Below are 26,970 nucleotides of genomic sequence, written 5' to 3' on the forward strand. Positions count from 1 at the left end.
GGTACGGCGCGAGCGGCGCGGCTTTTGCCCCCATCAGACCGCTGTCAGTCTGGAGGCGAGGCCCGCGGAGCTCCGCCCATGCGCGGCGGAGCTCCTCGCCGTGAGGCCGCCCGGGGCCCTGCTTTGCCGTGGTGGGAGAAGCGCTCGCGGAGCAGCTGGATGAAGTGGGTCAGTGGAGCGGGGCGCTGCCGGGATGCGCGGGTGACGGCGCTCCAGCGGCGTCGGATTCCCCGAGGAGTGAGCCGGACGGTCCGCAGTCCATGGCGCTGGTCCGGCAGCATCCATTCGGGCAGCGCCGTCACGCCGATACCGCCACGCACCAGCTCGATCAGCGCCTCGGTGAGGGGGACGGGGGAGACCCGGTGCGGCTCGATGCCCGCGGGCCAGAGCACGCGCGTGAAGACATCGAGTTGCTCCCGAGGCGCGGCATAGGTGAGCAGGTGCTCCCGCGTCAGGTCCTCCGCCGTGACGTGTCCCCGCCGCGCCAGCGCGTGGTCCTCGGGGACCACCAGCATGAGCTCGTCCTCGAAGAGCGCGGTCTGTGCCAGGCGGGCCTGCCGCGGGACGTCGGTGGTCAAGGCGAGGTCCAGCTCGCCATTCAGCAGCGCCCCAAGCGGCTGACGCGTGGCCTCCAGGACGATGCGCAGCTCGACGCGTGGGTGCTCGGCCTGCCACCGCCCCAGGATGGGCGGCAGCCAGCCATACACTGTGTAGCAGCCCGTGCTGAGCCGGAGCAGGTCGTCCTGCGGGTGCGCACGGCAGACCGCCTCGGCCTGGGCCACCTCGCTCAGGACCCGCCGTGCGGAGAGGAGCAGCTTCTCGCCTGCGCCGGTCAGGAGCAGGCGGCGCTGGCGGCGCTGGAACAGCTGCACGCCCAGGCGCTCCTCGGCATCGCGGAGCTGGTGGCTCAAAGCCGAGGACGTGAGGTGAAGCTGCCGGCTCGCGGCGGCCAGGCTCCCAGTGTCGGCGACCGCGGCAATCAGCTTGAAGTGACGGAGCTCGAGCATGCCGGTCAGCTTCACATGAACCTTGTTCAGCATCTTCGTGAAATCGTTTCGCTGCGCTCATGGAGTGGAGGTCCTTAACATGGGCGTCCCCATGCCAGGAGGGCGGACGGATGCCCCATACAGACAGCTCCCCGAGGACGCAGCGCCCTGTCGTACCCCCATGGTCGTCGGTGCGAATCGACGACGTTGCGCCGGTCGTCGTCGGCCCTGGCTGCCTTCGGAGGGACTTGCCGAGTACTCGTGACGTGAGGGTCTGGGTCGTGGACATGGCCCCCGGGAGTCAGTGGCCCTTTGTGGACGTCCACGACACCGGCGAGGAGGTCCTCGTGGTGAGCGGCGAGCTCATCGAGGGGGAGCAGCGCTTGGGACCGGGCTCGTACCTGTTCTTCCCGCCGGCAAGCCGTCATCAGCCGCGGACCGAGACTGGCGTGCGCCTCTTTGGCATCAACCTCGTGGCCTCCCCGGGGGTTCGGTGAGCCTGGAGACCTCGAACACGGAGGGACGGGGCAAGATGGCTCAGCCCTCGCGGCCGGGCCGTCGGGATTTCCTGCGTGCGGCGGTGGCGCTCTCCGCGGGCGCGGTCCTGCTCCCCCCTGGGACGGGCCGTGCGACGAAGCCTGTCGACAGCGCCGCGCTGCGCGCCCAGCGGCTGGCCTGGGCCGGCGTGCGGCTGGGGCTCGGACAGGACACGCTCTTCCTGGACCCGTTGAGCGACCCCACCGTGTGGGGGGCCGCGCTGAAGGACCCGCTCGTCCCGATGGACGTGAGCGGCGGGGGCCGCTTCGTCCTGGTGACGCATCGTCATTCCGACCACTTCGACCCGGTGGCCGTCCGTCAGGCGCTGGGGGACACCGGGACGCTGGTGTGCGCCCCGGACATGGCCGCGGCGGCCGCCGCGTCGGGCTTCCGCGTGCGGCCCGCGCCGCTCTACGAGCCCATCCTGCTCAACGACTTCACCGCCACCGCCGTCCCCGCGGCGGACGGTTATGGGGATCCCCAGGTTTCGTGGATCGTCTCTGGCGGAGGCCGCCGCGTCATCCACTGCGGCGACACGCTATGGCACGGGTCCTGGTGGCGCATCGGGCGTCAGTTCGGCCCCTTCGATGCGGCCTTCCTGCCCATCAATGGGGCGCGCTTCGGCTGGCGCAAGCCGGTGAGCGACGTGCATGCCGTCCTGACGCCCGAGCAGGCGGTGGCCGCGGCCGTGGTGTTGGGAGCAAGGCTCCTCGTGCCCATCCACTACGGCGTCGCCGCCTCCAAGGACTACCAGGAGGTTCCAGACGCGGAAGCGCTGCTCCTGGCCGCTGCGCGCAAGCGGAAGGTGAACGTGGAGCTCGCACGTCCGGGGGAGTGGCTGACCTGGCAGGCCCGGACCTGACAGCGGGGCGGGTTCTCCAGCGAAGGGGGTGTTTGCGCCCCTGTCAGCCTGGTCCTTTCAGCGAGCGCGTACCGTGCAGGAGGTCTTGATGTAGTCCACATCATCGTAATAGGCACAGGAGAAGTACACATCCAGCCTGGAGGTCGCGGTGCAGTCCTGGCGCCCGGTCTGGGCGGTGAGGTCTGTGTCCAGATTCACGCAGTCGCAGCTCTTGCAGCTCGCCTCCTTGGTCAGACACAGGTGGCTCGTCACATCGGTGACGATGGTCGCGCAGTATTGAGTGGCGCGCTTGCAGCTTGTGTCGCCACACGCCAAGGTCTCTGGGAGCGAGTCGGTGCCCGCGTCCACCTCGGCTTCGTTCGAGTCACCACAGCCCACTACCAGCATGGAGAGAAGCACCAGGTACCGCGTCGTCGCCTTCATGTCGTCCTCCCGAGGAGTCATGGGGGGCATGAACCCCCCTCCTGATGGGAAGAGACAGGGCGGGCGACACCGTTGCAGGAAATCGACCGCTACCCTCCTGGCCTCGGCTCGTGCGCGTCTCGCTCACTCACGTTGGCGGCGAGGGTCAGACGCAGCGTTGGCGCACTCATGACGCAGATTTTGGATAGGCGCTGCGCCGTGCTCGCCACACCAGGATGCCGGCGAAGAGCACCAAAGCGAGTGTGCCGGTCCCCACCATGAGCGAGCCCGAGGACAGACTGTCTTCCCGTGGTGCCGTCACCGCGAGCGAGGCGTCTCCCAGCACCACCAGTCCCGCCCAGGCCGCCGGGGGAAGGCCGTCTTCAATGGCTTCAAGCTGGGCGCGCCTCAGCGCCGCCGAGCTGCTCAGGCCCTGGGCCAGGTATTGATAGAAGTGCTCCACCAGGTCCGCCGCCTCGGCGTCGCGCAGGGGCCACAGGCTGGCCACCACCGCGCGCGAGCCCGCCTCGAAGAAGGCACGCGACAGGCTCAGCACGCCCTCGCCCGGGAGCACCGCGCCGGAGGCGCTGCGACACGCCGACAGCACCACCAGCGCGCCCTGGAGATGCAGCTCGGCGATTTCGCGCGGCTGGAGGATGCCGTCCTCCTGCTCACTGCCCGGAGCGAGCACCAGCGCCGAGCGCTCGGGGGCCTCGGCGTCGACGACGGCGTGCCCCGCCACGTGCAGCACCCTCACCCGCGCCAGGTCCGCGCTCTTGAGCGCGCGCTCGGAGGCCTCGGTGCCCGTGCGCAGGTGGGGCGTCACGGCCGTGCCGCGCAGGGCCTCCATCACCGCGTGCCCCTCGCGTCTCGCCTCGGGCAGCGCGCCGACTCGCGCGGCCTCGGTGAATACACCCATGCGCTCCTTCGCGACGGTGCGCGCGTCCGACACACGCACGCTCCGGTCCGGGTCCGCGAGGACCAGGGCCTCGCCTCCCGGAGGCGGAGCGGAGGCCTGACGCCAGTGGCGCCACAGGCTCGCGGATGGCATCAGGGACAGCTCGTAGCGGGCGACCAGGGGCGGCCCTTCCGCGTCCTGCCTCAGCGCGGCGAAGGGCAGGTCATGCAGCGGGCCATCCGGGACCACCAGCAGGCGACGCACCCCGGTGGGCAGCTCCGCGAGGGCGGGGCCGAGAAGCTGGGCGTACAAGGCCGCCGCCGCGCCCGCCTCGGAGCCGTCGCGCCGCTCGAGCAGCCCTGAGAACAGCGCGACGGCGGGCGTCAGGCGCGCCCGCTCGGGGATGCGGTGCGCGCGCGTCCCGGTCCGCGTCACCGCCAGCACCCAGGCTCCCCCCGCGAAGTCTCCCCGGGTGTCCGTGTCGTCGCCCACGAGGAAGGCCAGCAGGGCCTCGTCCTCGCCGAGCCCCTGCTCGATGCTCGCGAGGGAGGCGAACTCCCGGGTGCCCTGGCGTGGCGCGGTGCGCAGGTCGCGCTCCACGCGCTCCAGCTCCTGCAGCTCTCGCAGCGCGGCCTCGCGCTGAGCCGCGGTGTGCGTCGTCTCCAGCAGTCGCCGCTGCACGGTCGTCAATCGTCCGCGGACCTCGGCGCGCTGGGCCTTGCGCTCCGGCGTCTCCGCGGTGGTCGCGAGCGCGTGGGACGCCGCCAGCGCGTCGAGCAGGCTCCTGGCCCGCATGCGCTCGCTCACGGCGAAGGCCCGGCTCATCGCCTCGCGCGGGTCGAGCAGGGCGGCCTTTCCCGTGGCGCCCCCCGCCTCCAGCGTCCAGCCCGCGAGCCGGTGGTAGTCGCTTGCCCAGCTCGCGAACAGCTCCGCCTGGATGAGGGCATCACTCTGCGAGGCTCGCAGGGACTCCACCGCGTCGAGGGCGCGCTCGACGTGCTCGAGCGCCACGGGGAGCGGCTGCGTCAGGTACGCCACCTGCCCGCGCCCCCGCAGGGCCAGGGCGAGGACCAGCGGGTCCGCGACCCGGAGCGCGAGCTGGATGGACTCCTCCGAGTCCTGGATGGCGCCGACGGGGTCGACGCCCGCTCGTCGCTCCGCGCGCGTCCACAGACACGAAATCTTCCGCTCATCCGAGGCCAGCTCCTCCGCGATGCGCATGCACAGGCGCAGCAGCTCCTCGGCCTCGCGTTGCTCCTCCGGGCTCTCCCCGAGCAGGTCGGCGATGAGCCGCAGCGCCTTCGCCTCGAGCTGACGGACTCCCGCGTTGCGCGAGGCGACGAGGGCCTCGCGGGCCATCCGCAGGGCCTGGGACCGTGTCTCAGGAGCCCTGTCCCGCAGATGCCGGCGCGTCATGAGGTTGGCGAGGGTGTGCCGGGCGCGGGCCTCCGAGATGAGGTCTCGCGAGCTCCTCGCCAGCTCCACCAGACGCAGGGTGGCCTCGGTGGCCTCCTCCAGTCGCCCCAGGCGCTCGCTGATGATGTGGAGCATCGTCAGGTACTGCTTCTTCAAGCCCGGGGTGCCGTCGGGGAAGGTGAGCGGCTCGGCGCGCTTGAGGACGCGGAAGGCGCGGCCGAGGTCGTACTCCACCTCGTGGAGCTGGCTGGCCTCGACGATGAGCGCGCGGGCGCGCAGGTCCGGCCTGCCGGACGCGTTTGCCACCTCTCCCACGCGGTGTGTCCAGCTCAGCGCCTCCTCGGTGCGCTTCTGTCTCAACATGATGGAGCGCAGGTTGATGCCCGCGAGGACCTCTCCCTCCGCGTTCTGTCGCTCCCGGAAGATGTCCGCGGCGCGGAGGTAGGCCGCCTCGGCGGCCTCCCGGTCCGACAGGTACTCCACGTGCCCGAGCACGAGGGCGAGCCACCCGTTCGCGGGGTGACGCTCCCCCAGCGAAATCAGCGCCCGACGAACGGTGTCCCGCGCATGAGGCGCCTGCGCGCACTCATAGAAGCACATCACCGCTTCGTGGTCCTCGGGACGGGCCGCGAAGCGCTCCTGGCAATCCACGAGCGTGGGCGACTGCGCGCGAGCGGGCTCCGAGGAGGACGCGGCGGCCGGGCACACGACGAGCATCATCCCCACCACGAGGGTGAGGTGCTTCGCTGTGTCGCACCTGAGCCGCCGCGTCGTGGGCATCTCGTCCTTCAGGGCGCCGCGCGGACCTGGAGCGTGGGCGGCTCGTCCGGAACACAGACGCGGACCAGGGTGGTGGGGCCGTCATCAGGACGGTCGGGCTCGGGCATGATGGGGACCAGCTCCCAGTGACAGCTCTGGAGGTGGCTCCACGCCGTCGGGGAGCGTGGATTCCAGCGCTCCACGGTGATGATGGCCATGGAGAGCTGCGGCCCGCTCTTGGGCGCGAACGCACGCGCGAACACGGGCCCCCCCACCGATGGCCGGTAGATGAGCCGCAGGGGCGCGTCCGGCCCCACGGTCCCCTGGGTCTGCGCCAGCACGCTGCCCGTGGTCGCGTCGATGACTTGGAGCACCACGGCCTGCGTCGCCCCGGTGCGCACGGCGTTCTCCACCACGGAGATCGCCACCGTGTCGCCCCCCTCCCCGGAGATGGAGGGGCTCCGCGCAATCGTGAACGTCGACGGCGTCGGTGCCTGTCCCCACGCCTGCGTGGGCAGGCCACACGTCAGCGCCAACGCCAGCAGTCCCCCGCGAATCCACCGTCCCATCGTCATCGCATTCTCCGTCTTCATGAAGGTGTCCCCCTTGTGACTTCGCACCACCGCTTCACTCCAACCGGTTGACGAACGTGGTGCTCCTGAGCACCTGTCCGTCCGGCAACCTCGCTTCCACCTGCCACAGCAACTTCGTGCCCGCCTTCAGCGGCGCGAGCACCGACTCGGGCACGCGGTACTCGCTCTGTTCCAAGGAGTCCGCCCGGTGGACCAGGCGCAAGTCCTCCGTGGACAGCCGCACCGACCAGCGCGTGTCTTCGGTGCCACCGCTCCAACGAAGGACGCAGTCCTGCCTTCGCAGCGGCGCGTCCTCCGGCAGGCACGAGACGAGCCCCGCGGCGTCCCTGCCCCGCAGGCTCGGCGCGTCGGGGTTCTCCGGAAGCGAGACTCCCACCACCACGAGCACCAGCGCCGCGGTGGCCACCGCGCCCCACAGGGGCCGGCTCCACGCGAAGCGGAATCCGCGCTCGCCGCGCGTCCCCCCGCCGTCGCTCCGGGCCCGGGCGCCCTGGCCGCCGGCCCGCCCGTCCGATGAGGACCGCTGGGACGCGCGGTTCAGCTCGTGCGCCAGCCGCCATGCCGCGGCCCAGGCCGGGTCGGCCGCCACGCGCTCCACCACGGCCCGCCGCTCCTCGGCAGGAAGCGCTCCGCTCACCGCGCGCCAGATGCGGTCCGAGTCCACGGGCGAGTCCTCATCCTCCAGGGTGTCCTCGCTCCTCACCACCGCGCGCAGGCGCTCGACGGAGGCTTTCTCGGACTGTGCTGCGTCATCGCGTCGGTGCTCGCTCACGGCTCGAATCCCTTCGCGGAGAGGCAGGCGCGCAGGCCGCTCAGTCCGCGGTAGACGAGGTTCTCGGTACGCTTCCCATCCCATCCCAGCAGCTCCGCGGCCTCCGGGGCGGTGTGGCCCTGCAGGTATAGTGTCACCGCCAGCCTCCGGTCCTGCGCCAGCCGCTTCAGACAGTCGCGCACCGCGCGGGCAATCTGCGAGGAGCCCGCGGAGCGCTCCGGGTCTCCCGACGCCACCGGCGACTCGGGCAGCGCCTCCACCTCCTCCAGCGAGACCTCCCGGCGCCGCTGCACCCCGCGCAGCTCGTCCACCAGCGCCGTGTAGGCGACGCGATACAGGTATGCGGGGGCGAGCCTGGCGCGCTCGGGTTCGCGCCGCTGCAACTCCATGACGCGCATCATCGCCGTCTGCACCAGGTCATCACGCCGCTCGGCCAGGCGGGGAGGGCACACCCGTGAGATGGCATGGGTCAAATCCCTTCGGAGTTTCTCCAGCTCGTCATCGAGCGGAGCGCTCGCGGCCCGGGTCGGCCTCTGTCTCGGCTCCACGTGAACCATCCTCCGGGGAAAGCTCATGGTCATCGAGAGGTTCCTCCCGCGGCAAGTGTGACGGTGGCCAAGGCAGGGCGGCGCCCCAGGCGATGCGCCGCAGCTTGCCTTGGGTATCGCGCACGGACATCGCGACGTGGTTTCCGTACACGCGCGTGGAGCTCACCTCGGTGAGGTACGTGGACCGTGCCCGGCTGGAGGTGCGCGTAGAGAACCACCTTGCCGTCGGCGGTCCACACATCCACGTGATTGCCGGCGTGGGGAATCCGCACCGGGTCCGCCTGCCGCCCCAGGTAGGGGATGTCGTCCTTGCCGTCCTCCTTCCCCGTGGGCAGCTCTGCCCCGGAGCCGGGGAACGGGTACCGCGCCAGGGCCGCGCCGCTGCGGAGGCGCAGCGCAGTGGCCGTGAGTCGGGCGACGTCGTAAAGCGATGACACGGCAGGATGCCTCGGAGGTGGGGCTTGGCCGTCGACACGACGGGCCCGGATGCGCACCTGCCCCCTGAACGGAGCCCTCGCTTTTTTCTCCTCACCCGTGCGCTCGTTTTTCTCGCGAGCCTGCCTGCAGCACCAGGGGGATGAGCGGTTGAAGAAGGAGCAGGCCATCAGTCGGCGGGAGGTTTGTCGCTCGCTGACGCGGCGTGGGGCATGGGGTACAGCCTGTCGTGGCGGAGGTCGACCCCAAGGATGCGCCCATCGCGGAGCTCGAGCGTCAGGTCGAGGCGCTGACTCGGCTGGTGCAGGAGCTGCGGGGGCAGTTGCGGCGCAACGCGGGCAACTCGAACCGGCCACCGTCGAGCGGTACGCCAGGGCAGAAGGCTGAGCGGCGCAAGCAGCGCGGGAGTGGGAAGACGCGTGGTGCGCAGCGGGGACACAAAGGCCTGACATGCGCTTGTCGCCGAGGAGAGGGTGAGCGCGTTCAAGCACCTCTTCCCGTCGGAGCGTGAGAATTACTGGGCTTCCCTCTCACGCGGGGGCGGCGCTACCAGTGCGTGGCGTTTCTTGAGGAAGCCCGCTGGACTCCCGTCCTTCGCCGCTGCGTCGCCACGTCTGACGAGGACGTCAGCGCTGAGAATGCGCGCTCCACCGCCGCCTTCACCAGGAGTTGCTGCGCCACCCGGTGTTCGCGGACCCGCCTTTCAATCTTCGCTTCCAGCGTCGCAGGGGGCGTGTGCATCCGCCACGGGTGGCACACCGCGACGACGGCCTCAACACCACGCCTGAACGGCTACGGCACAACAGGTGTCATGTCCACTGACACCAGCGTGATGCGCGGCGTCGGCCTCCTCGATGCGTACGGCGCCACGCCTGCCAGGTGGACTTGCGCGGCAGCTACTCCGTGTTACTATGTACTGGTAGTCAGTGTTGCTGAGTAGTTCCGGGAGCGTTTCGTGGGCAAGCAGATGACGGAGATGCTCAAGGGCACGCTGGAGGGCCTCGTTTTGGCGCTCCTGTCCGTGCAGCCGGAGTACGGCTACGAGATCACGGCGCGGCTGCGGGAGATGGGCTTCTCCGAAATCGCCGAGGGCACTGTCTATGCGCTGCTCGTCAGGATCGAGCAGCGCGGCCTGGTCGGCGTGGAGAAAGTCCCGTCCGAGAAGGGGCCACCGCGCAAGGTGTACTCGCTCAACGCGCAGGGGCGGGAATACCTCGAAGAGTTCTGGAGGACCTGGAGCTTCCTCGCTGAACGGCTCCAACAGCTCCGTGAAGGAGGCAAATGACATGTTCATCTCAAAATTCATCTCAAAGGTGATCGGCGAGAAGGGGCAATGGCGGCAGTACAAGGCGCGCACGAAACAGCTTCCCGCGAGCTATCGCATGGCGGTCGAAGCGCTGGAGCGGTACCTGATGTACTTCGGAACGGGGGGCGACGGGACTGCGATTTACGCGGACCTCGTCGACCTGTTTGAACAGAGCGCGGCGAACCGGACCCCGATCCGCCAGATTGTCGGTGAAGACCCCGTGGAGTTCATCGAGACGTTCGTCCGGAACTACCCGAAGGGACAGTGGATCCTCCGGGAGCGCGAACGGCTGACCAACGCTCTCGAGCGCGCCGCCGAAGAAGCAGCCAGGGAAGTTTGAGGACTCCCTCAATGCGTTTCAGTCCTTCTAGAAAAGGAAGTGAAACATGTTGGACGCGACACGCGGAGCCGTAGTGCAGGGACACGTCGAGGATGGCTGGGGGAAAGTGGCCGATGTCTTCCGAGCGAACTTCGAAGGCTCCCCCGGCGAGGTCGGCGCGGCGTGCTGCGTCTACGTGGACGGCCGTCCCGTCGTCGACCTGTGGGGCGGCCTCGCCGAGCGCGAGGCGAACCGTCCGTGGAACAAGGACACCATCGCGTTGGTCGCATCCACGACCAAAGGCGCTACCGCGATCTGCGCCCATCTGCTGGCACAGCGCGGCGAGCTCGACCTGGACGCCCCGGTGGTCAAGTACTGGCCGGAGTTCGGCGCTGCCGGCAAGGCGCAGATCCCGGTGCGGTGGCTGCTCTCACACCAGGCCGGTCTGCCGGTCGTCGACGGTCCGCTGACCTTCGAGGACGCCTGCGCCTGGCATCAGGTCATCCGGGCACTGGAGGCGCAGAAGCCGGAGTGGCAGCCGGGCACGGAGCATGTCTATCACAGCATGACCTTCGGGTTCCTGGTCGGGGAGGTCGTGCGGCGGATCACCGGCAAGTCGCTCGGCACCTTCTTCGCGGATGAGGTCGCTGCCCCGCTCGGGCTGAGCGCCTGGATTGGGCTGTCCGAGGAGCAAGAGGGGCGGGTGGCGCGGATCGAGTACGCCGCTCCGTTCACGTTGGAGGAGATGACCGCCGGGATGATCGAGACCACCGGCCTGGAGAGGGACACGGTCATCGCCTGGATGAACGCGGTGTGGGGCCCGGACTCCGTGCAAGCCCGCGCCGGCCAGCTCGGCGGCGCCTTCGACCATGCCAGCGGCTACATGAACACGCGTGCCTTCCGCGCTGCTGAGTTCCCCTTCGGGAACATGTTCTCGGATGCGCGCTCGCTGGCGCGGATGTACGCGGCCACGGTGAGCAACGTCGACGGCGTGCGGCTGCTCAATCCGGCGACGGTCGAGAAGATGACCGTCGTCCACACCGACAAGACGAAGATGAACGGGCTGCCGCCAGGACTGGACGTTCCGGCCGACCGCTCCTTCTACATGTCGCTCGGGTTCTGGCGAGCCTGCCCGCCGATGCCCCTTGTCGGGCCCGGGTCGTTCGGCCACCCCGGCTCCGGCGGGTCGGTCGGCTTCGCCGACCCCGATACCGGTGTCGGCTTCGGTTACGTCATGAACCTCTGGTCATTTCGGATCGGCGAACCGCGAGCGTCGAACCTGGCCGCGGCGGTCGCGGCCTGCCTCGGGGCTTGCCGTTGAGGCGGTGCTCGCCCCGCTCGCGCGCCTGGTCCTCGAGGACCTTCCCGTGCGCGCGTTTTGACGCAGCGACCGAACCTCACGGCGTCAGGCTGAAGAGGAACATGTCGCGGCTGTCGGGCACGAGCGCCCCGGTGCCGAAGTCCACCGTGCCATCCCGGAACGACCCGACGATGACGCTGGCGCCGAACCGGGACGTGGCCAGGTCCGCCACCTCTGCGATGCCCGTCGCCACGAACCCGTGGGTCCACTGCGGCCTGCCCGTGAGGCGGTGGTAGCGGGCGACGAAGACGTTGTACGGCGGCGAGCCGGGGGCTCCCGCGAGCGGTCCCAGCCCCAGGTCGGCGCCAGAGCTGTACGCACCCGTCACGAACACACCATTGGCATCCATGCCGAGGCCCCTGGCTTCCGCGTCGAAGCTCTCCCCCCAGAGCTCGTGCCCATCCGTGTTCGCGAACGCGGCGAGCAGCATGCCCCTTCCACAGGGCCTGAGCTCCCGGCCCGCGAACTGGAACGCGCTGGCGAACGTGCCGGTCGCGGTGAGGGTGCCGCCCTGGACCGCGACCTTCCTGAAGAAGCCCAGGGTCTCCGGGCGCCGCGCCCACATCTGCCGCCCCGGCGGGTTGAACTTGAGGACCATCGGCTTTCCGAACTGGCGGTGTCCCACGGCCTCCCAGCCACTGAGGAGCAGGTCGCCGTCCTCCTCCACGGCCAGCCCGAAGCCATCGCTCGGGACGGGATCCACGTAGACCCAGCGCGTCCTGCCCAGCGAGTCGAACTTCGCGAGAAAGGCGCTGGTGGCCGTCCCGTCGCTCCAGTTCGCCGAGGAGATGGGGCCGGTCCCGAAGTCCAGGACCCCCTCGAAGCTCCCCGCGAGGGCGATGTTGCCGGCATGGTCGATGACCATCCCACTGTCGAAGAGGTTGAGGTCCACTTCGAGGTGCCTCGACCAGAGGGGCTCTCCGTCCGGGGAGAACCGGACCATGAAGCCCCCCTCGGGGACGAGCCCTTGACCGAAGTCGATCGGGCCCAGGTTCCGCCCCGCGACCACGATGTCCCCGTTGCGGTCGACCGCCAGCGACTGGGCATACGCGTCTCCGGTGAACCCGGGAGCCGTTCCGAAGACCTTCACCCAGAGCGGCTGGCCGTCCCAGCGGTACTTCACCAGGGCCAGGTTGAAGGCCTCGGGGCTCGGAGCCGTCAGCAGGCCCGTTCCGAAGTCGGCCACGTGACGGAAGGTCGCGAGGACGATGATGTTCCGCTGGCTGTCGACGGCGACCGCCGTCGCGCGCTCGTCATCGAAGCCATGGGATTGCAGCACCAGGCGTGTCTCGCCGCGGGGTGAGTCCCAGGGCTGAGAGGGGTTCGCGTCCGGCGCCTCCTCCACCATCTCCCCGGCCCCCGTTACCGGACCGACCGCGAGAGGCTCACCGCAACCGACCAGCGCGACCATCGCCATGCCCAACCCCATCCTCGTCCACCACCGACCGCGCTCCATGGTGCATCCTGTCTCTCTCGCCTCGCGGATATGGCGAAGGCGTGCCCACACATTAGGAATGCAGCCTCCTCGCAACCCTTGTCCGGTTGGAGAGGCCCCTGCGGATTGGCGAACAACACGGCCTTGCTCCGGGCTCCAGGCTCCCCGCGAATGGTGCGCGCCCGTGGGCGCCCACTGTTGGACCGGGTGCGCGAGTGCTGGAGCTCGGCCTGCGGCCAGCGCGTGGTGGCGTACCGCCGGAGCCAGGGCATGTCCGAGGCGCTCACCCACGCCGTGGTGGTGCAGGAGATGGTGGACTCGGTGCGCTCGGGGGTGATGTTCACGGCATCGACCGGGAACTGGGACCACCTCGTCATCGAGGGCGCCTTCGGGCTTGGCGAGGAAGTGGAAGCCCCGCTCCGGGTCGCCCCCGCCACGACACGGCCTCCAGCGACTGGCTGACGCAGGCGATCACCTCAGTGGGTCGTTGGTGTCGTCGCTCGGGCGCATCTCGATGGCGGGATTCTCGTGCGCCCACGCGTAGAGCTCGCGGCTGCCCATGAGGGAGGACGTCACCAGCTTGTCCGGGCCAAGCAGCGTCTTCCCGCGCCCGGTGATAACGCTTGTCACCAGCCGGCTCGGCCTGGGCCTCCAGCAGGGGCACGTTCACGGGCACGAGGTGATGGATGCGAAGCACGTCGAGGGAGGATGTGCCTCCCTGAAAGGATGGCGCGAACCGCCTCCTCGGCCGTGACCACCCTGTCCGCGTATCGTTGACGCCAATCCTTGAGCCCGGGCAGGCGCCGTTGGTGCGCACTTCGCGTTCCAACGGCGCGCCCGGGGCGAGGGGCTGCCCGGACGCAAGCCTTGCTCGGACACCCGCTTACCTAGAAGTCAGGGCTCGAGGCAGGAGTCGCGCGGGCCGTTGCGGCTGGAGATCGCGGAGCGCGGGAGGATCCACGGTTCGTCTCCATGAATGCCGTCGTTCGCGATGAAGAGGATGCGGCCCCCGCTCTCGATGAAGCCCCGCGGCATCGCGGCATCCGGGCCTGGGCGGATGTCCTGCACCCGGAAGGTGCCCGCTCGCTCGCCATCGCTCCGCCACAGCTCGAGGCCCGTGGCCCCGTCGTCCGCGGCGAACAGGAGCCGCTCGTTTGTCACGAAGAGCTCTGCGAAGAAGGGAAAGCCGCTCGCCGCCCCCGGGTTCATGTCGCGCACCAGTCGGGTGCCCGCCTCCGTGCCGTCGCTGCGCCACAGCTCCGCGCCATGCACGCCGTCAATGGCGCCGAAGTACGCCGTGCGGCCGATGCTGACAATGTCGCCGAACTGGCCGCTCTCCGAGCCTGGGAGGATGTCGCGCACCAGCCGGGTGCCCGCCTCGGTGCCGTCCGTCACCCACGGTTCCAGGCCGTGGACGTTGTCATCCGCGTAGAAGATGAGCTGGTTTCCGATGGCGACGAAGCTCCTGGGAAACGAACTCCTGACGCCCGGCGCGATGTCCTTGAGGAGATGGGTGCCCTCCGGCGTCCCGTCCGAAATCCAGGGCTCCTCGCCATGGGAACCATCCTCCGCGAGGAAGACGACGCGCCCACCCAGCGGAGTGAAGCCGAAGGCGTTCGAGCCGACCGGACCCGGGTGGATGTCCTTGATGAACTGGGTTCCTCCCGGCGTGCCGTCCGTGAGCCACGGCTCCGCTCCGTGAGTCCCATCATCCGCGAGGAACCAGGCCCGCTCGCCGATGCGCACCGGGAGCAGGGGCGCGTTGGAGGTGGCGGGGCCGGGGTTGATGTCCAGGAGCAACCGGGTGTCCCTGGCCGTGCCGTTGCTCGTCCAGGGCTCCCAGCCGTGGATGCCGTCGTCGGCCCGGAGCAGGAGTCTCCCACTGCCCAGGTTGAGGAAGAAGGAAGGCAGGGAGCTGGCCGGTCCAGGCCGGATGTCCTTGACGAGGCGGGTGCCCGCCTCCGTTCCATCGCTCGTCCACAGCTCGATGCCAGAGACACCATCCGTGACGGGGAAGAAGAAGTCCCCTCCCACCACGACGGCTCCGAAGTCGGCGTCGGTGTCGACGAAGGCGCTACCGGTGGGGTTGATGTCCTTCAGGAGCCGCGTTCCCGCTGGAGTCCCATTGCTCACCCAGGGCTCGTAGCCGAACGTGTCGTTGAAGGCCATGAACAGGAACGTGCCCCCCGTCTCCGTCTGGAGCGTCAGCCGGGAGTTCTCCGGCCCGGGCTGGATGTCCCGGAGGAGGAAGGCGGGCTTCGCGGGCCGACAGGGCTTCTGCCACGTCGCCGCGCCGGCCACCTCCTCTGTCGACGAAGCAAGAGCCGGTGAAAGCCAGACGCCAGACCAGGTCAGCAGGAGCGCCCACGGGTGCCTCATGTCTTTCTCCTTGGCGCCTGGAGCGGGTCCACGCGCCGCGCGGAAGTCTGTGAGCTCCTCGTGGAAGCGCCATCCCCCCCAGGGTCGTCACCCTGGGACGAGTACACGACACCCAGCACGCGGCCAGCCCACGCGTCCATCCGCCCTTCAAACGACTCATGAGGGGCCGTCCATTCTGGTCCCGCCAACTCCGGGACACGTGTCCTCCTATGGCGCACTCCGGGCGGGGGGGGGCTAACGCTGTGGCTACCGGATATTCTGGACCGGCGAGCAGCGTGCGTCGGCGAGCGCGTCAGTGCATGCACAGTCCCGCGGATGGGGCCCGAAGAATGCTGGGGCCTCAATGCATGCGAATGCCGGAGGGGTCGGAGATGGGGGCGCGTGTGCGGCTTTGGCGCCAGTCGGCGTGTGACAGGGTGCGAACCCTGGAAATGAGGGCATTGATTCGGCGCATGGCCGAAGCCACCCCGACATGGGGCGCCCCGCGCATTCATGGGGAGTTGCTGAAGTTGGGGATGGAGGTAGGCCAGACAACGGGCGCTCGTTACATCGACATGGCGGAGCTTCTTGCGCTTGCATCTGGCGGAGTCCGCGGGGTTGGGAGTCACTGGGACAGGCGAATCCTCCACCTCAATGTGACAGCGCACCCGACGGAAGAATGGACGAAGCAGCAGTTGCGAGAAGCTTTCCCCTGGGCCAGTGCTCCGAGGTATTTCCGCCGAGATAGGGACAAGCTCTACAGGGAGCTGCTGGCCCATGCCGTCGTCCTGAACGAAGCGCACGACGCTCGGTGCCTGCTGCGCGAGCATCAGCGCTACTACAACGCGAGCCGGACGCACCTGTCGCTTGGGAAAGATGCGCCCGAGCCGCGTGAGGTGCAGGGCCCGGAGCACGGGGCCAAGGTGATAGAGCTACGGGAAGTCTTCGGGCTCCACCACCGGTACAAGCGCCGCGCTGCGTAGCGTCTCGGACCTTCCAACTACACCCGCGTAGACCTGAGCGTGCTGCACCAGCCTACCTGCGCTCTCAGGACAGGAGGGGAGTGTCCACACGCAGGCAGAGAGGTGTTGAGGCGTCTGAGCCGGGCGTAGTTCCGACCTCTATCAAATGGAAGAGAGGACCCAGCGGCTCGTCATGCGCATCGCTCACGTCATGACGCGGCTTTGACGCACGCATGACGCAGTGACCGAATTTTGGGTATGCACAGGGGTGGCGCGCAAGGAACCGCGAATCAAGAAGGTGGCTGCGCCCAGTCGGGATACAGGCGTTCCCATTCTTCCCGCCATTCCCGCGCCAGCACGGACCGCTGGCGGCCGTAGCGGGCCTCGGTCGCCGAGGCTGCGGTGATGCGGTCGACGCGGAAATGGCGGAAGGCCTGGCGCAAGCAGCACCAGGCGGCAACGCACTGTTTGCCCTCGTGAAACGCGAGCTGCACCGGCCAAATGTCGCGCTGGCTCGGCTGGCCCTTCCCGTCGGCATACACGATGAGGAGCGCCTTCTCTTCGCGAATGGCCCGGCGCACGAGGCCGAGCACCGGGACGGACGCAGACCCGCCGCGCATCAGGATGGGCCAGAGCCCGGTGTCCTTCATTCGGTCGCGCAGATCGTCGGGCGAGGCGGTGGCGATCTTACCCAGCGCATTGCGCGCCGCCCCGGCAAGGCCGGCATCCGGCTGGGCCTCGACCCAGCGGGAGCCGAGCACCAGCGCCTCAAGTTCCTCGGCCGTGAACATCAGCGGCGGCAGGAAGAAGCCCGGCTTCAGCATATAGCCCACGCCCGCCTCGCCAATGATGGGCGCGCCAAGACCGATGAGCGTCCGCACGTCGCGATAGAGCGTGCGCACGGAAACACCCTGTTCCTCGGCCAGCGCCGCCGCGGTGACGGGGCGGCGGTGCCGGCGAAGTGCGTCCATGACCGCAAAGAGGCGTTCGGTCTTGTCCATGCGCGCGCGGCTCACCTGATGGTGCGATAGAAAGCCCGGATATCGGCCGCGTAGTGCCCCGGAGCCTCGAGTGCTGGGAAGTGCCCGGCCTGCCGGGCCTCGGTCCAGTGGACAAGGTTCTGCAAGTGCCGTTCGCCCCAGGCGCGCGGCGCGGGATTGTCGACGTCGGAGGGCACCAGCACGCCATGCTTCACGTCGTGGCGGGGCATCGGCGCCAGCAGCTCCTGGTCGGCGAAGGCCTCTTTGTACAGCCGAACCGATGAACCAATCGTCTGGGTGAACCAGTAGACCGAGAGCAGGGTGCAGAGGTCATCGAGCGAATAGACCGACTCGAGGCGGCCGTCCCGCAGCCGGCTCATGCTGTGAAACTTCTCGATGAGCCACGACGCCAGGCCCGCGGGTGAGTCGTTGAGGCCGACGGCGAGCGTCTGCGGCTTGGTTCCGTGAAGCATGATGTAGGCGCCCTGCGTGAGGGTCCACAGGTCGACGCGCCGGAAGTAGTCCGCTTCTTCGGGCGTCGGCGCCTCCGGCCGCGGGTACCCCGAAAAGACGTTGAGGTAGTGCGCACCCATGAGCCGGCCGGGATGGTTGCGGACCAGGCTGAAGCAGACCCCGGAGCCCAGGTCCGAGCACGCAACGAGGAACTTCTCGTAGCCCAGCCGGGTCATCAGCTCGGCCCAGAGATGACCCATGCGACTCATGTTCATGCCCTTCTTCGTCGGCCGGCCGGAGAAGCCGAAGCCCTGCAGCGAGGGAATGATGACGTCGAACGACACCCCGTTTCGCTCGGCGGTGAGCAGCGGAATGAGCGGCAGGAACTCGACGAAGTTCGATGGCCAGCCATTGGCAAGGACGATGGGAATGCGGGTTTCGCCCTGACCCGGCGCATGAACGAAATGAACCCGCTCGCCATCGATCTCCTCGATGAATTGCGGAACCGCGTTGAGGCGCTGCTCGGCGGTGCGCCAGTCGAACCGCTCCGCCCAGTGGGTGACCAACTGCCTGAGCAGCTCAGCATCGGTGCCATCGTCCCAGCCGACGCCTTCGACCGCTGCGGGGAAGTGAGTTGCCTTCAGCCGCGCCCGAAGGTCGGCGAGCTCGGAATCGGAAATGGCAATGGTGAACGGGCTCATCATGCGGCTCCTTGGTTTGTGCATCCCAAGGTTGTGCCCGAGGTGTGCTGACAGGGCGTGTCAGCAGTGTTCGGTCACACGCTCACCCAGCCAGGCGCTTGCCCCAGCTCCACGGGCAGCGTGCCCACGCTGCCTGAACGACCTGCTCCAGCGCCGAACACTGGAGCAGGACGCAATCGTCCGCTCAGGCGATGAGCTCGGAGAGCACGCCCTTGGTCAGCGCCGGGTCGCCGAAGTCGTCCAGGTTCCCGCCGGCCGCGTTCCTCAGCCCCACGGCGGTGCCAATCGTGTTCAGCATCCGGTTGTGGTTGGGATTGCCGCCGCCCGACGCCTCGACGTAGACGCCCTGTTTGAGGAAGCCATTGCAGCTCCCCGCCAGGACGAAGGGCACATTGCGCGCCGAGTGGGCCGGCCCGTTGCCCAGGTCGTTGTACCAGACGGCCACGCCGTGCTCGATGAGTCGCTTCCCGTCCGGCATCTGGTAGGCCACCAGCCGGTCCAGGAGGTGCTTGAAGGCGCTCGCGAACTGCACGTCCACGTGGTGGTGCAGCAGGTCCGAGCCAGTGATGATGCCGCCGCTGGAGTCGTGCGACGAGCGACGGTGGGACACGTAATGGAAGTTCTCCATCAACTGCCCCGTGTCCGGGTTGCGGTAGCGCGTGTCGCCGTCGTTGCCGTTGCCTACCTGGATGACGGCCGCGCGGTTGGTGCCGCACGCCATCGCCATCACGGCGATGTCCATGTGCAGCCTGGCGGTGGCGAGCACCTCGGTGCCGTCCGTGCTGTCATAGCCGGGCGCCTGCTGCTGGAGGATGAGCTCCTGGTCCGCGCGCATGCGGCAGCTCAGGGCGACCTCCAGGTCCCGGACGTTGGACAGGTGCAGGTCCAAGCGCTCATGGTCGGACGCGCTCAGCTCGGGCCGCTGCTGGAGCGCCTGGAGCTGGGCCTTCACCAGGTCGTTCACGCTGCGCTGCCGGACGAGGAGCTGCTCGCGAGCCTCGGGAGTCAGTCCTCCCGGGCCGCCGATCATCGTCTGGTACGCATTCCACGGGTCATGCAGCGCGGCCCGGCGCACGTTGCTGCTCCGGTAGGAGATGCAGGGCCCCCCGAGCCAGCCGCCACGCCGGCCCGCGTAGAAGACGAGCGAGTCACGCTGCTGCGGATTGAGCTCGCGGCCGATGCGGTGGTCGATGGACTCGCCTCCGGACTCGGAGCCGCCGCCCGCGCCCTCCACCACGGGGCCCCGCGCGGTCAGCCCCTGCATGGCGCCGCGGGCGTGGCCGTCCCCGTAGTTGTAGTCCCTCATGTTGACGTTGCGCACCAGCAGCAGGTGCTCGCGGTGGTCATTGAGCACGCCCACGGCCCGCCCGGCCATGCTCTCCGCGGTGAGCGCCCCCAGGGTGCGCGGCCAGAATCGCTCCGGCTCCGCGCCGAGCTCCGACGTCGTCTGGGCCGAGGCGACGCCGTTGGCCTGCCGGAAGAAGATGGCGTACGGCAGCGCCCCCGAGTCCGCCGCGCGGGCGGTCCTCGGCATCAGCCCCTCGAGAAACGGCAGGCTCAGCATCGTCCCGCCCAGGCCCTTCAACACCATCCGGCGACTCAGCTTCATGGCAGCTCCTCCGGGTGGCGATTCACGAAGCCCTCGCTGGTGACGACCTCCACGACGAGGTCGACGATGGACAGGTTGCCCGCCTGCGACAGCTTACCGAGCCGCTCCGCCAGCGGCACATCCTCGTCGGCGAACGGGCGCCCGTGGAGGTACTCCACCCAGTGCCGCGCGTAGCACGCATGCACCGCCTCATTGGCCGCGAGTGCGTCCGCAAGGTCGAGCGCGTCGCGCACCGGCACCGTCTCTCCGTTGATGTTGGGAGTCGCGCTGGCGTCCACCGGATGTCCGTTGTCCGTGGTGCGGTAGCCGCCGATGGCGTCGAAGTTCTCGAAGGGGAAGCCGAGCGGGTTGATGAGGTTCGAGTGGCAGCTGGCGCACGGAGTCCCTGGCACTTCGGTGTGCGAGGCGACGACCTCGCGATTGGTGCGGCCCTGGGGGGCGGGGAGCGGTGGGATGTTGGCCGGCGGCGCGCCAATCTTCCGGCAGATGATGCGCTCGGACACGAAGACGCCGCGGTGGATGGGGTCCGGGTCCACCGACGTCGCGTGCGAGGCTAGGAAGCCCACCTGGGTGAGCACGCCCTTGCGCTCGCGCGAGTCCAGCGTCACGGGGACGAAGTCGGCGGTGAACGTGCCACTCAGCCCGTAGACGCGCGCCAGCTCGTCGTTGACGAAGGTGGCCGGCGAGGTGAGCAGGTCGCTGTAGCCGCCCTTGCGGGAGAAGACGACGTCCTGGACGAAAAGGGTCGTCTCCCGGGCCGCGTACTCCCCGAGGCGCTCGGACACCTGCGGGTAGCGCGTGAGGGAGGGCCGGATGGCGGCATAGCGGGGCACGTCGAAGAGGGTGCGGTGGAAGGCCTCCACCACCTTGTTCGAGCGCGCGTCCTGGAGCATGCGCCGTGCCTGTGTGGCGACGCCTTCGCGGGAGTGCAGGGTGCCCTCGCTCGCGGCGGCGAACAGGGCGTCGTCCGGCATGGCGCTCCAGAGGCCGTAGCTCAGCCGCGAAGCCACTTCGTAGTCGTCGAGCGGCACTCGGTCCTGCACGGCCTCCGTGCTGCGCTCCACGCGGTAGAGGAAGTGAGGCGACTGGAGGAAGGCTTCGAGCACCAGCCGGATGCCACCCTCGAAGGCCGACATGTCCGCGTAGGCCTGGGGCCCCTTGCGGTACAGCCCGAGGTAGCGCTCCACCTCTTCGGACGTCAGCGGGCGCCGGTGCGCGCGCAGGCCGAAGGACTCCACGAAGGCGCGGGCGCGCTCCTCGTCGGTGGCGGCCGACGGAGGCAGCAGGCGCGCGAGCTTCGTCGCGTCCGTCGTCACCTGGCCGGCGAGCTCCTCGGCGGCGCGCTGGTAGGCGCCCCAGAGGGCCTCGTCGACGGAGAGGGCGCGCGCATCGTTGTCAAAGAGAAAGCCGCTCTGGGCGGGGTCCGCGCGGAAGGTGCCCGCCAGCGTGGTGGGCGGCGCGTCCAGCCTGAGCAGCTCCTGCACGCTGTTGGCCCACTGCACGTGCGTCAGGCGCGCCATCCGCACGGACGGGGCTGGCTTCTCGATGACGGTGGGCGGGGGCGTACCGGGGCCGGGGCCCTCCGGGTTGGAGATCGTTCCTTCGCAGCCAGCAGCCCCGCTCAAGACCAGCCCGAGCACCACCGGGCGCCACCACCGTCCCCGCTCCGCTGGCTCTCGTGACAACCGTTGTGACCGCATCCTCGGCACGAGCGCCTCCATCATTGGGAGACATACCCATCGGATGGATGACGCGTTCCTGTCAATGTATCCGCGACTCGCACGCGCATCGATCGAATGGCCCGATGACACGGATACTGAAAAACTCGTGTCACGCGTGCATGCGTGGCGGAAAGTGTGGAGGAGGCGCCACATGCGTGGGGGACAGACCCCCTCAATGCGCCGGTGCTTACAGCCTCAGAGACACGCCGAGCTGACCGCTGAAGTACAGGTCCTTGGCGCCGCCGGCGAAGACCGGGGCTCCCTCCGCGGCGTCGGCGGTGAAGGAGTAGCTCCGCAGCTCTCCGCCCAGCCGCAGACCCAGCATGCGCGTCAGGGCGAACTCCACGGCGAGCTCGCCATCGAGTCCGGAGCCGCTCAGCTCCGGGATGTAGTCGTCCGAGGACAGCTCGCCGCCGCTCAGCACGTGCTGGTAGCCCACGCGCGCGGCGATGGCCCATCGCTCGGTGAGCGCCTTGCGCAGGCCCAGCTCCACGTGCGCGAAGCGGTAGTCCACGTCGGGCAGGGCGAAGGTGCTCTCCGGCGGGAGTTCCAGCGCGAAGGAGTGGGTGCCGTACAGCGCGCCCACCGAGACCTCCAGCCACCGCAGCGGCAGGCGGAAGCGCAGGCCTCCCTCCAGGAGCTGCGCGGTGGTGCCGTACGTGGAGCCATCCGGGAGCCGCGTGGACAGCCCGAGGGCGCGTGAGCCCCGCGCCACGATACCCAGGTTGTGCACCATCCCATCCGTGAAGTGGGAGAGCGGGAAGTAGCTCACCGCGAGGCTCGCCGCCGCGGCGCTGTTGAGGCTGTAGTCGGGCAGCGCGTTGGCGTTGTTGCCCGAGAAGTTGAAGCGGCGGAACAGCCCCTGTCCGGACAGCAGCGCCTCCAGGATGGGGCCGTCCAGGTTGCGAAGGCCGGCTGCCTTCGGCTCGGGCTTCACCGGCGGCTCCTCCTTCTTCACGGTGGGCGGAGGAGGCTTCACCCCCGCCGGGCGCGGTGCCTCCGCGATGGGGGTCGGGGGCGCGACCTCCGGCTCGGAGACAGGCGTTGGAGGCGTGACGGCGGCAGGAGGGAGGCGCTGCGCCGGGTCCGCCTTCAGGGCCGCGCCCAGCTTGGGCTCGAGCTCGCGCCGCACGTCGGGGAAGGCGCGGTGGGGGCGGACATTCCAGCGCTCCTCCGCGAGGAGGGTGCCGTCCTTGCCGGAGTAGGCGCGGACCTCCACGTCCCAGCGCTTCGTCCCCTTCACCGAGGCGAGGATCAACACGTCCGCGCCGAGCTTCTTCGCCAGCGCCTTCCGCTGCGCCTCCGTCTTTGGCCCGCCGCGGATGCGCTTCACTTGGGCATCCACCTTCTTCGCGGGCAGCACCTCTCGCCCGCGTCCCTTCTTGCCCAGCTCCTGCGTCAGCACCCTGCGCAGCGCAGCCGCCTGGCGGCCCTCCGGGCGCAGCACCGCCACCTGGGTCTGCTGCGCCTGCGTCTTCTTCGCCTGCGCGGCTTCGGCCGGGCGGTACGACACGACCAGCGCCAGCACCAGCAACACCCATCTCGCGATGCGGCTCACAGGGCCACCTCCTTCGAGCGGACAGACGAGGTGGAAGCGGCCGGGAGGACAGAGACGAAGGGGCGGGAATGCATGGGTGCTCGGCTTCCAGTGACGAGACGGGGGGCTGCCTCGGCCCAAAGCAATTGAGGGGCCAACATCCCGGAGCTTAAAGCTTATCTCGGTAGGAGCGCGTGGAACCAGGTGATGATTCCCACCCGCGAGGTGCAGCATTCCCAGATAGGTGTCTTCGCGCGTCTCCCATCGCACCAGCAGTCGCCGGAAGCGATCGACGAGTGTCCGCTCCCGCAGGAGGCCGACCACGGCCGCCTGCGAGGCGATGAGGTGCTGGACGAAGGTGTCGATGGCTGCAAGCGAGACCTCTTCTCGGGCCGTCCGGATGTCGAGTTGGCGGCGCTCCTTCCAGACAGCGGCCGCTGTCCGCTGCTGGATGTCCGTATCCATTCGACGAATCGCGTGGAGTATCGCCCGCGATGGGGCCTGGTTTCTGCGCGCCGATACTCACCGGGGAAGGGGGCATTGCGTCGTTGGCTCGGGCTGCTGCGCGCTGGGCGCGCTTTTCGTAGAGTCCCACGCCATGGGCCTTCTTACCTTCGGTCTCAACGTGACTTTGGACGGGTGCATCGATCACACCCAGGGGATCGTGGACGACGAGCTGCACGACTATTGGACGCAGCTCATGGAGCAGAGCGGGGCGATGCTCTTCGGACGCAACACCTACGAGCTGATGGAGGGCGCCTGGCCCGCGGTGGCACGCGACGAAAAGGCGCCGCGCGCGATGCGCGAGTGGGCACAGAAGCTCGAGGCGAAGGCGAAGTACGTCGTGTCAGGCTCGCGGAGCGACTTTCCGTGGCAGAACACGACCAAGGTGGAGGGTGACCTTCGCGAGGCGATCTCGGCGCTGAAAGCGAAGACCGAGCGGGGGGTCCTCGTCGGAGCGCCCAAGCTCGCGGCTGCGCTCGAGGAGTTGGGGCTCATCGACGAGTACCGCATCGTCGTTCATCCCCTCATCAGCGGCCGCGGGCCGACGTTGTTTCATGGCCTGTCGAGTGCGCGGCATCTCGAGCTCCTCTCGACGCAGCGGTTCAAGTCCGGCGTGCAGGCGCTCCACTTCCGTCGCAAAGCGGGATGAGCGTGGAAGGGCCCGAGCGCTTCTCCGGCGGCTGCCTGTGCGGCAGCTCAACGAAACTGTCCACGGAATCGGGGCGCCCATCCCTCTCATGCGCTAGAAGCTCGTGAAATCAATCTGCAGGACGGGTGTGTCCGCTTCGATGTCGCGCCGGAACCGCCCCCACCGGTCGAGCGTGCTCTCGTCGAGCACGGCCGGGTCGCGATACTGGTGGAACAGCGCGTAGTTCATCGAGCGCTGGAGCGCGAGCAGGTCCGGCACGGCCGCGAGCCACTCGCGCTCCATCGGTCGGAGCTCCCGATACCCTTCGAGGAACGGCCCCAGGAACGCAGCGACCGCTTCGTCGCGCGCCTCTCTCTCCTCGCCTCGCGCGATGTAGAAGAGGAGTACCGCGATGTCCTTGACGAACCACGCGTACTCGCTGTTGTCGAAGTCGAACGCGGTGATCTTCCCTTCGGCGAAGCAGAAGTTGTGCATGTGGAGATCGGCGTGGATCAGCCCGTAGCTCTCCGGTGTTCGCGGTAGCTGGTTCAATCGCGCGATGATCGCCGCGGTGCGCTCGCGAACGAGCTTCTCTTCGGGAGGCGCGAACCGGTCGATGTCGACCACGTCGTACTCATGCCATTCCTGGCGCTTGAGCCTGGGGTTCGAAGGCGCGTAGGTCTGGGCGCGGTTGTGGAGCCGCGCGAACAGCCGGCCCATGTCGCGGAACAGGGGGGGCTTCCAGTAGCGCTCCTTGAGCGGAGGCGCGTCGTCGAAGACGATGCCCGGCGCGCGCTCGAACGCGGTGGCGACGAAGTAGCTGCCGGGCTCGCGGTCTTCGATCCGCTCCACGAACTGCCCCGACTCGGAGAGGACCGGCGAGGCGACTGGAATGCGCGCGGCGGCCAGATAGCGAACGAACTCGACCTCCCCCAGCGTGTAGTCGATCGTTCGCCGCGTACTGTGCGAGATGCGCAAGATCAGGCCCTCGCCGTCGTCGTTCTCCGCCTCGTAGACGAAGTTCTCGAAGGCCGCGAGCTCGGTGAGCTGCTCGGGCGACAGGCCATACCGGCGCGCAGCCTCGTCGCGAATCGGTTCGTGGAAGCGGCGGACAAGCTCTGGATGCATCGAACCCTCTAGTCCTTCAACGTGAGGCTGCTCTCACCGTAGCCCAGCACGGTCGAGGCAGAGTCGCTGGTGACCGAGACGCCCAGGCCGCGCGCGAGGGTCTCCGCCAACGGGGGGCCATTGCGCGGCCGCGTGAACACAGCCAGGTCTGCGCCGGTCAGGGGGTGATCCGGGCGCCGGAGCCGCTGGTTCAGCATCGCTTGCTCGCGCTCGACGACGCGCAGGCACCGGCGCTCGAGGGCGAACGCGCTGGCAGCGACGCCAGCGAGCTCACCGCAGATGGGCTCCGCCACGACCTTGTCTCCCGGCAGCCCATGCGCGAAGAGCTCGGCCAGTCGCCGCTGGCTCGTGACCTGCTCGGCGGGATCCAGCTTCGCCAGCTCGTCCAGCGAGGTGCCCTGTGGCGTGCCGGGGAACGCCTCGCCGATGCGCGCGAACAACCAGCGGCTGAGCTTGATCTCGCGCTGGTATGTCTCGGCGAGTGGGAAGTCGTCCCGGAGCAACGGGTAATGCGCGACATCGATGGGCGCCTCCACGCACGCTTGCAGCGCGGTGCGCGGGAGGTGTCCGGCGAACGCCGCCCGGAGCCGTTCGTGGAGCAGCCCCTGGGTCGCGCCGAGGAAGCGGACCACCGATTCGACGCGCTGCCCGAGCAGGCCGTAATCGATGGCGGCGTCGAGATCGCCGAGGCGCGCTGCGATGTCGGGCTGGGCCTCGATGGGTGCCGGGGCCGAGCCGGTCAACACCTGCATATATTCGTTGATCAGCGCCGGCGGCCCGGCGCACACGCCGTGCGGACCATGGAAGACCGCGTGACGCTCGGCATAGTCCACGATCGTTTGCGCGGTGACGGGCTGCTCGGGGGCGTCGCGCACCAGGTCGTTGGTGACCAGGCGCACTCCGTCGATCAGCCGGAACATGGCCGCGAGCCCGCTGTCGAGCTCTCCGTTTGGCACCGGATGGGTGCCCCGCACCAGCACGTACCCGACCGACGCGAGCGTGCAGACGACCAGCATGTGGAGCTCGCCCGCGGTGAGCACGCCCGGGGTCCGGGGCGGCATGCGCGCGAGGAAGGCCCTGCGGAACTGCTCGGTCAGCGAGAGCAGGTCCGGCCACTGACGCGCCATGCCCTTCATCGCGGTCACGTTCATCGGGCGTTCGCTCTGGTACCGGCTCCCCGCGTAGTGGCACTGCTTGCGCACGGTGGGGAGATCGAGGAACAAGGTGCGCGGTGCGACGTTGTTCTCGCCCACTTGCCGGCCGTCACCGTCGAGCGCCGGATGCGCCACGCGGTAGACGGGCACGACCACCTCGAGGTTCGAGAGCTCGAACGCCCGTCCGAACGCCTGTTCGGTCAGCACGGGGCAACGGTTGTCGCTGGCGCTGAACGTGAGCGGCTCACGCCCCGCTGGCACCTCACCCAACCGCTCAGGGAAGGACACCGAGGGGCGGCCCGTGGGCGCATCTGAGACCCGCCTCAACACCCGCTGTTCGATCAATGCTTCGAGCAGGTCCCGGATCTTGTCCCAGGAATGGGGCGCGCCGTCGGACCACGCCATGGCGTCGGAGGCTTGAAATTGCTCGACCTGGAGCAGCTTCTCGCCCAAGGGCGCGATGTCCGGCTCGTCGAAGATGAGCTCCACTTCGCCATAGAAGAGGTGCAGGACCTGCTGGCCATTCCCCGCGTCGAGCCGGTCGTGCGTGAGCCGCCTTCGATTGGGAATGTAGAGCATCTCATCCGCTTGCAGCTGTGCCATGGCT

The 26,970-nt window shown here is 69.1% G+C and carries 24 protein-coding genes and 2 pseudogenes; 9 read left to right on the plus strand and 17 right to left on the minus strand.

Translation table 11 applies throughout. From position 1 onward, the window contains the following. Positions 1–44: 44 nt before the first annotated feature. On the minus strand, positions 45–1,040 hold the full coding sequence (locus HV826_RS07550; protein ID WP_255207685.1) for a LysR substrate-binding domain-containing protein: 996 nt from the start codon (positions 1,038–1,040) through the stop codon (positions 45–47). Positions 1,041–1,252: 212 nt separating this feature from the next. On the opposite strand from HV826_RS07550, the gene HV826_RS38005 reads away from it, so the two are divergent. Both HV826_RS38005 and HV826_RS07560 read left to right on the plus strand, forming a co-directional pair. Continuing rightward, positions 1,253–1,483, plus strand: a complete 231-nt coding sequence (locus HV826_RS38005; RefSeq protein WP_368670863.1) for a cupin domain-containing protein — start codon at positions 1,253–1,255, stop codon at positions 1,481–1,483. Between the two features lie 35 nt (positions 1,484–1,518). Next, on the plus strand, positions 1,519–2,385 hold the full coding sequence (locus HV826_RS07560) for an MBL fold metallo-hydrolase (RefSeq protein WP_255207687.1): 867 nt from the start codon (positions 1,519–1,521) through the stop codon (positions 2,383–2,385). Positions 2,386–2,442: 57 nt separating this feature from the next. On the opposite strand, the gene HV826_RS07565 is transcribed toward HV826_RS07560, so the two are convergent. The 5 genes from HV826_RS07565 to HV826_RS07585 all read right to left on the minus strand — a co-directional run bounded on the left by HV826_RS07565 (position 2,443) and on the right by HV826_RS07585 (position 7,782). Next, entirely contained in the window at positions 2,443–2,838 is a 396-nt protein-coding gene (locus HV826_RS07565; RefSeq protein ID WP_176416256.1) for a hypothetical protein, read from the minus strand. A 136-nt stretch (positions 2,839–2,974) separates the two neighbouring features. Continuing rightward, positions 2,975–5,881 (minus strand): CHAT domain-containing protein, encoded by a 2,907-nt coding sequence (locus HV826_RS07570; protein ID WP_176416327.1) that lies wholly within the window; start codon positions 5,879–5,881, stop codon positions 2,975–2,977. An 8-nt stretch (positions 5,882–5,889) separates the two neighbouring features. Next, positions 5,890–6,453: a hypothetical protein gene (locus tag HV826_RS07575; protein WP_176416328.1), complete on the minus strand. Its 564-nt coding sequence runs from the start codon at positions 6,451–6,453 to the stop codon at positions 5,890–5,892. A gap of 34 nt (positions 6,454–6,487) precedes the next feature. Continuing rightward, positions 6,488–7,225: a hypothetical protein gene (locus tag HV826_RS07580; protein WP_368670864.1), complete on the minus strand. Its 738-nt coding sequence runs from the start codon at positions 7,223–7,225 to the stop codon at positions 6,488–6,490. Next, positions 7,222–7,782 carry an RNA polymerase sigma factor gene (locus HV826_RS07585; RefSeq protein ID WP_255217094.1) on the minus strand — a complete coding sequence of 187 codons (561 nt, stop codon included), beginning with the start codon at positions 7,780–7,782 and terminating at the stop codon, positions 7,222–7,224. The genes HV826_RS07580 and HV826_RS07585 overlap by 4 nt, the downstream gene beginning before the upstream one ends. Positions 7,783–8,413: 631 nt before the next feature. Between HV826_RS07585 and HV826_RS07590 the strand changes: the two are divergent. The 4 genes and pseudogenes from HV826_RS07590 to HV826_RS07605 form a co-directional block, all read left to right on the plus strand. Next, a pseudogene (locus HV826_RS07590) lies at positions 8,414–8,753 on the plus strand (DUF6444 domain-containing protein); the annotation flags it as partial. A gap of 410 nt (positions 8,754–9,163) precedes the next feature. Continuing rightward, positions 9,164–9,493 carry a PadR family transcriptional regulator gene (locus HV826_RS07595; RefSeq protein WP_176416330.1) on the plus strand — a complete coding sequence of 110 codons (330 nt, stop codon included), beginning with the start codon at positions 9,164–9,166 and terminating at the stop codon, positions 9,491–9,493. Between the two features lies 1 nt (position 9,494). Next, positions 9,495–9,854 carry a DUF1048 domain-containing protein gene (locus HV826_RS07600; RefSeq protein WP_176416331.1) on the plus strand — a complete coding sequence of 120 codons (360 nt, stop codon included), beginning with the start codon at positions 9,495–9,497 and terminating at the stop codon, positions 9,852–9,854. Between the two features lie 46 nt (positions 9,855–9,900). Next, positions 9,901–11,154: a serine hydrolase domain-containing protein gene (locus tag HV826_RS07605; RefSeq protein ID WP_176416332.1), complete on the plus strand. Its 1,254-nt coding sequence runs from the start codon at positions 9,901–9,903 to the stop codon at positions 11,152–11,154. 76 nt (positions 11,155–11,230) lie between these two features. On the opposite strand, the gene HV826_RS07610 is transcribed toward HV826_RS07605, so the two are convergent. After that, entirely contained in the window at positions 11,231–12,610 is a 1,380-nt protein-coding gene (locus HV826_RS07610; RefSeq protein ID WP_176416333.1) for a hypothetical protein, read from the minus strand. A 189-nt stretch (positions 12,611–12,799) separates the two neighbouring features. Here HV826_RS07610 and HV826_RS37025 point away from each other — a divergent pair, with 189 nt between their 5' ends. Further along, complete coding sequence (locus tag HV826_RS37025) at positions 12,800–13,090, plus strand: PEP/pyruvate-binding domain-containing protein (RefSeq protein ID WP_303623575.1); 291 nt, start codon at positions 12,800–12,802, stop codon at positions 13,088–13,090. A gap of 9 nt (positions 13,091–13,099) precedes the next feature. On the opposite strand, the gene HV826_RS07620 is transcribed toward HV826_RS37025, so the two are convergent. Further along, positions 13,100–13,258 carry a hypothetical protein gene (locus HV826_RS07620; RefSeq protein ID WP_255217084.1) on the minus strand — a complete coding sequence of 53 codons (159 nt, stop codon included), beginning with the start codon at positions 13,256–13,258 and terminating at the stop codon, positions 13,100–13,102. A 264-nt stretch (positions 13,259–13,522) separates the two neighbouring features. After that, complete coding sequence (locus HV826_RS07625) at positions 13,523–15,007, minus strand: ELWxxDGT repeat protein (protein ID WP_176416335.1); 1,485 nt, start codon at positions 15,005–15,007, stop codon at positions 13,523–13,525. Positions 15,008–15,681: 674 nt separating this feature from the next. Between HV826_RS07625 and HV826_RS07630 the strand changes: the two genes are divergently transcribed. Further along, positions 15,682–15,969: a hypothetical protein gene (locus HV826_RS07630; RefSeq protein WP_255217085.1), complete on the plus strand. Its 288-nt coding sequence runs from the start codon at positions 15,682–15,684 to the stop codon at positions 15,967–15,969. Positions 15,970–16,238: 269 nt separating this feature from the next. On the opposite strand, the gene HV826_RS07635 is transcribed toward HV826_RS07630, so the two are convergent. The 6 genes and pseudogenes from HV826_RS07635 to HV826_RS07660 form a co-directional block, all read right to left on the minus strand. Continuing rightward, a complete protein-coding gene (locus HV826_RS07635; protein ID WP_176416336.1) occupies positions 16,239–16,949 on the minus strand; it encodes a YafY family protein in 711 nt (236 codons plus the stop codon). Positions 16,950–16,960: 11 nt separating this feature from the next. Then, complete coding sequence (locus tag HV826_RS07640) at positions 16,961–18,085, minus strand: epoxide hydrolase family protein (RefSeq protein WP_255217086.1); 1,125 nt, start codon at positions 18,083–18,085, stop codon at positions 16,961–16,963. Positions 18,086–18,266: 181 nt separating this feature from the next. Next, a complete protein-coding gene (locus tag HV826_RS07645) occupies positions 18,267–19,691 on the minus strand; it encodes a DUF1552 domain-containing protein (protein ID WP_176416337.1) in 1,425 nt (474 codons plus the stop codon). Continuing rightward, positions 19,688–21,391: a DUF1592 domain-containing protein gene (locus tag HV826_RS07650; protein ID WP_255217087.1), complete on the minus strand. Its 1,704-nt coding sequence runs from the start codon at positions 21,389–21,391 to the stop codon at positions 19,688–19,690. The genes HV826_RS07645 and HV826_RS07650 overlap by 4 nt, the downstream gene beginning before the upstream one ends. Before the next feature lie 208 nt (positions 21,392–21,599). Further along, the gene (locus tag HV826_RS07655) at positions 21,600–22,970 is read right to left on the minus strand and encodes a hypothetical protein (RefSeq protein WP_176416338.1); all 1,371 of its coding nucleotides are present in this window, start codon (positions 22,968–22,970) and stop codon (positions 21,600–21,602) included. Positions 22,971–23,125: 155 nt separating this feature from the next. Beyond that, positions 23,126–23,240 (minus strand): annotated as a pseudogene (locus HV826_RS07660) (IS5/IS1182 family transposase); the annotation flags it as partial. Between the two features lie 307 nt (positions 23,241–23,547). Between HV826_RS07660 and HV826_RS07665 the strand changes: the two are divergent. After that, positions 23,548–24,102 carry a dihydrofolate reductase family protein gene (locus HV826_RS07665; RefSeq protein ID WP_176416339.1) on the plus strand — a complete coding sequence of 185 codons (555 nt, stop codon included), beginning with the start codon at positions 23,548–23,550 and terminating at the stop codon, positions 24,100–24,102. 93 nt (positions 24,103–24,195) lie between these two features. On the opposite strand, the gene HV826_RS07670 is transcribed toward HV826_RS07665, so the two are convergent. Together HV826_RS07670 and HV826_RS07675 are read right to left on the minus strand one after the other, a co-directional pair. Then, positions 24,196–25,209, minus strand: coding sequence for a phosphotransferase enzyme family protein (locus tag HV826_RS07670; RefSeq protein ID WP_176416340.1), 1,014 nt, complete (start codon positions 25,207–25,209; stop codon positions 24,196–24,198). Positions 25,210–25,217: 8 nt separating this feature from the next. Next, positions 25,218–26,966 carry a hypothetical protein gene (locus HV826_RS07675; RefSeq protein WP_176416341.1) on the minus strand — a complete coding sequence of 583 codons (1,749 nt, stop codon included), beginning with the start codon at positions 26,964–26,966 and terminating at the stop codon, positions 25,218–25,220. Positions 26,967–26,970 lie beyond the last annotated feature (4 nt).

The organism is Myxococcus sp. AM010 (genome assembly GCF_013372585.1).
GTDB classification, from domain to species: domain Bacteria; phylum Myxococcota; class Myxococcia; order Myxococcales; family Myxococcaceae; genus Myxococcus; species Myxococcus vastator.